Origin of the sequence: Desulfofundulus sp. (genome assembly GCF_049701015.1) — a bacterium.
Taxonomy (GTDB): domain Bacteria; phylum Bacillota; class Desulfotomaculia; order Desulfotomaculales; family Desulfovirgulaceae; genus Desulfofundulus.
On the sequence record NZ_JBNATZ010000001.1, the window covers coordinates 39,359 to 43,915 of the forward strand.

The 4,557-nt window shown below is 53.3% G+C and carries 4 protein-coding genes; all 4 read right to left on the bottom strand.

The features are described from left to right. The coding region (locus tag ACPLUI_RS00190) for a sugar phosphate nucleotidyltransferase (protein WP_424658252.1) at positions 1-1,704 on the bottom strand (1,704 nt) is incomplete at its 3' end. Between the two features lie 32 nt (positions 1,705-1,736). Further along, positions 1,737-2,984 (bottom strand): glycosyltransferase family 4 protein, encoded by a 1,248-nt coding sequence (locus tag ACPLUI_RS00195; protein WP_424658253.1) that lies wholly within the window; start codon positions 2,982-2,984, stop codon positions 1,737-1,739. Between the two features lie 130 nt (positions 2,985-3,114). Then, complete coding sequence (locus ACPLUI_RS00200; protein WP_424658263.1) at positions 3,115-3,489, bottom strand: carbohydrate-binding protein; 375 nt, start codon at positions 3,487-3,489, stop codon at positions 3,115-3,117. Positions 3,490-3,671: 182 nt separating this feature from the next. Next, positions 3,672-4,557: isocitrate/isopropylmalate dehydrogenase family protein (locus ACPLUI_RS00205; protein ID WP_424658254.1), on the bottom strand; the 886-nt coding region annotated here is incomplete at its 5' end.

Consider the following 4,557-nt stretch of genomic DNA (forward strand, 5'->3'; position numbering starts at 1 on the left):
TTCCAGGAAGGGTCCCAGATTATCTCTATCGCAGGCTACCACCAGGCGGAGGCGCGCTTTTCCCAGCACTGCCGGATCGAGGTCTCTGAACAGGGCCTCCATATAACTTTCGGAAACACCGGAAACCGGCTGCAGGGGAAAGATGGCCTGCGGTTCTGCCCGATGAAAATCCTCCCGCATGAGCAGGTTCTCCACTTTTCGCTCCACATTTCGGGAAATGTTCCCGCCTTTGCCATTGATAAAAATCATGGTTATATGGTCAGAGCGGCGGGCGGATACCCTTACGTGCACTCCTCCGGCCAGTGAGAGGTGGCGTACGGCAAAGCGATGCATGGGAGTAATACCGGTACCAAGGTCCACCACCTGTGCGCCGGCTGACTGTAACCCGCAGGACAGGGCGCTTTTAATCATCCGGGAAGACGGGTGGACATCGCTGCTTACAGCCAGACGTATTCCCCGGCTCCCCATTGCTGATGCGAAGGCTGCTCCCACCCGGCAGGCAAATTCCGGGGTTAATTCTACATTGACCAGACCGCTGATCCCTTCAATGCCGAAAATCTTTTTGGGGTACCGGGTACCCCAGACCAGGCTGTTTTGGACTACGGTACCACTTTCCACCAGTTTGTGGGGCCATAACTTCACGTCCGGTTTGATTATGCTTCGTTCCTGAATTACCGAATCACTACCAATAACGGCTCCTTCATATACCGATGCATTGGCCTGTACCTGAACACGGCCGGCCACTATAGCTCCCCTTAAAGCCGCCCCGGGTCCCACATACACATTGTTCCACAGAACGCTGCGTTTGATGGAGGCCCGGTCCTGGATTAAGCATCCTTCACCGAGGACGGTGAAAGGTTCTATTTCCGCATCCGGACCAACGTAACTCCTGTCTCCAATCAGTACCGGACCGGTAATTCGGGCACTTTTACTGATATCCGCTCCGTCACCAACCCAAATCCCCGGTTCCACTTCCCGGGCCGGGATTGTGATTTCGACCCGCCCCGAAAGTACATCCTGATGGGCCTGCAAATATTGCTGCAGGTTGCCTATGTCGCACCAGTAGCCTGGCAGTACTACTCCGAACAGCGGTTTTTTCTCCCTTAAAAGCAAGGGGAAAAGGTCCTTGCTGAAGTCGACCATCCGGCCTGGTTCAATATATTCGAGGACTTCCGGTTCGAGCACGTATATGCCTGTATTCACCGTATCACTGAAAACTTCACCCCACGCAGGCTTCTCCAGGAACTGGGTTATCAGGCCGTCGGGCCTGGTGATTACCACACCGTATTCGAGAGGGCAGTTCACCCGGGTGAGTACCAGGGTGGCCATAGCTCCGCGCTGGCGGTGAAAGGCAACGGCCCGGGAGAGATCTAAATCGGTCAGTGCGTCCCCACTTATCACCAGGAAGGTTTCATCCAGAAACTCCTGGGCATTTTTTACACTGCCTGCCGTTCCAAGAGGGGTTTCCTCAATGAAGTACTGCATGTTGATACCGTACCGTGCACCATTTCCAAAATAATCCCGGATGGCTTCCGGCATGTATTGCAGCGTTACCGCAACATCGGTAAAGCCGTGCTTTTTTAGTAGTTCCACAATGTGAGACATCATCGGCTGGTTGGCTACCGGTACCATGGGCTTGGGGCGGTTGCAGGTGAGAGGGCGCAACCGGGAACCCTCTCCCCCCGCCATAATAATTGCTTTCATTAAATCCCTCCTGTTCTACAGTAAAACCCAGGTCAGGCCCGGGCAAAAATTTTGGACATGCGGTTGAAAAGGCGGTTACTGCGTGTATACGGGCTATACCAGGGAACGTGGCGGTATTCATCCCACACCTGATGATAAAGCTGCCTGGTGGAAAGAGCTATGTCCCGCCAGTTGAACTTTTCCTGTACCTTGCGGAAAGCCCGCTGGCGCAGGTTCTGGGCCAGCTGGCGGTCCTGTAACAGCCACACGATCATATCGGCCAGGGAACGGCTGTTGCCAGGATAAAACTTTAAACCGTCCACTCCATGTTCCACAATTTCACTTAAGCCGCCGGTATCTGCAACAACCACCGGAGTCCGGGCAGCCATACCTTCCAGGGCAACAATGCCGAAAGGTTCGTACAGGCTGGGAAATACCGCTACATCAGCCCAGCTGTACAGGGTGTTTCGTACCTCGTCATCTACATATCCCGTAAAGTAAACCCGCTGGGCAATACCCAGTCTGGCGGCCTGCTGGTGGAGTTCTTCCGCATAAGGACCTTTACCCGCAATAATGAACTTGGTCTGGGGATACCGTGCCAGAACCTGCGGAGCGGCGTCCAGGAGGACCTGTACGCCCTTCTCCCGTACCAGCCGTCCTACATAGAAAACAATGCGTTCGTCGGGTGCGGCAAACTGATCCCTGGTTACCCGTATAGTACGGGTGGCAAAATTGGCCGGATTGACCCCGTTGGGTATGACCTTGATTTTATCGTCGGGTACTTGAAAGACATAACGCACTTCATTTTTCATGTGATGACTACAGCAGATCACTTTCCAGGCCTCGTACGTAAGCCACCATTCAATATCACTAATATGTCGCTGAATATCATTATGTAAGCCGCAGTTACGGCCGTATTCCGTAGCATGAATGGTGGCGATCAGGGGCAGGCGCCAGGCGTGTTTCAGGGCCCGCGCAGCGTATGCCACCAGCCAGTCATGGGCATGTATGATTTGCACTCCGCCCAATTCAGAGAAGAGCGGGATGGCTCGTTCCAGCATTGCTAGGTTCAACTGGGCGACCCAGGTGACAAAGTGGGGAGCAGATATCTGGTAGGTGTGAAAGCGATGAACGTGGACGCCGTTGACCTGCTCGTAATTTGGAATTCCAGGTTCCCCGCAGGTGAGAACGTGTACTTCCTCTCCAATTCCCGCCAGGGCACAGGACAGGTCATAAACGTGCTGGGATAATCCCCCTACGGATTTAGGGGGGTATTCCCATGAAAGCATCAAGATCCGCAAAAGGCCTTCCCCTCCCTATCCTTTTCTGGCTTAAATCTAAATTCAAATCCCTACCCTGGCGGTAGGGATTTGAAAACTGAATTGCAAAGTGTTGCTTAGAGCCAGTGGTGACTTTGGAATTACTGGAGTTTTAAATACGGCTCTGGCCGTTATGGATTTCGAAACTCCAGTTGAGTCCGTTGTTGTTATCCCAGTTATAAGCGTTATCCCGGAAACAGAAATTAAAGCGGCTTTCATCTGGCATTTCCAGGGTTTTAACAAAACCCCAGCCGGTCCGGGACATTCGCAGATCCTGAACGTTGTGCCAGTTCCGGGGGTCTCCGAATCCTACATGCAGGTAAACCTGTTCGGCACCGCTTTTGGCCAGCAGCCCGTTGTAAAAAACGGTAATTTCATCATAGGCTGTTATTGGAGTGGGGTCGACCACGACTCCACCGGGAAAATCGGCGTCGTGCATGGCTTTCAGTCGCCCCTCACCACCCCCGAAGTTGCTCGGATGTGCCAACTGCATCACCTCCTGGCTGTAGTGAAGCGAACTCAGACCACAGGTTTATTATTATGCCTGTAGCCCTGTTTTATGCACAAAGACTGTCAGGTGCTTTTCCATTATTTAAAAAATAAAAACCCGCCGGGTTATCAGCGGGTTGTGTGGCTTTTATTTCAAACGTAACAGGCTTGCAAAAACATTTAAGCCTCCATTTTACTTATTATTGCATCGGCCATATCACTGGTACCGGCATTGCCTCCCAGGTCGTAAGTCAGGGCCTTACCTTCCCGAAGTACGGCCAGCACAGCTTCGTATATGCGGTTGGCCGCTTCATCTTCGCCCAGGTGCTGCAGCATCATTATGCCGGACAGAATCATGGCCAGGGGGTTTATACGGTTCTTGCCGGCATGTTTGGGAGCACTGCCGTGAACAGGTTCAAAAACTGCAGCCCCGGTACCGATGTTAGCTCCAGGCGCTACGCCCAGGCCGCCCACCAGTCCGGCACAGAGGTCGCTGATGATATCACCGTACAGGTTGGGAAGGACCAGGACATCATAATTTTCCGGAGCCTGTACCAGTTTCATGCACATGGCATCCACGATCATATCTTCAAAGATAATATCGGGATATTCCCGTGCTACCTGACGGGTGCATTCCAGAAACAGGCCGTCGGTGAGTTTCATGATGTTGGCCTTATGTACGGCGGTGACTTTTTTGCGCCCCTGTCTTCTGGCGAGTTCGAAAGCAAAACGGGCAATACGCTCCGAGGCCTGGCGGGTGATGATTTTGATGCTTTCAGCCGCATCCGGGCCCACCCGGTGTTCAATGCCCGCATAAAGGTCTTCCGTGTTTTCCCTTACCACCACCAGATCAACGTTCTGGTAACGGGTGACTATACCAGGCAGAGTACGGGCCGGGCGCACGTTGGCGTAAAGGTTTAATTCCTGGCGCAGGGTAACGTTTACGCTGCGAAATCCTCCTCCTACCGGGGTAGTGATGGGGCCCTTGAGAGCCACCCGGTTCCGGCGGATGGAGTCCAGGACATACTCGGGTAGAGGGGTGCCATAACGGGGGATCAATGCTTCC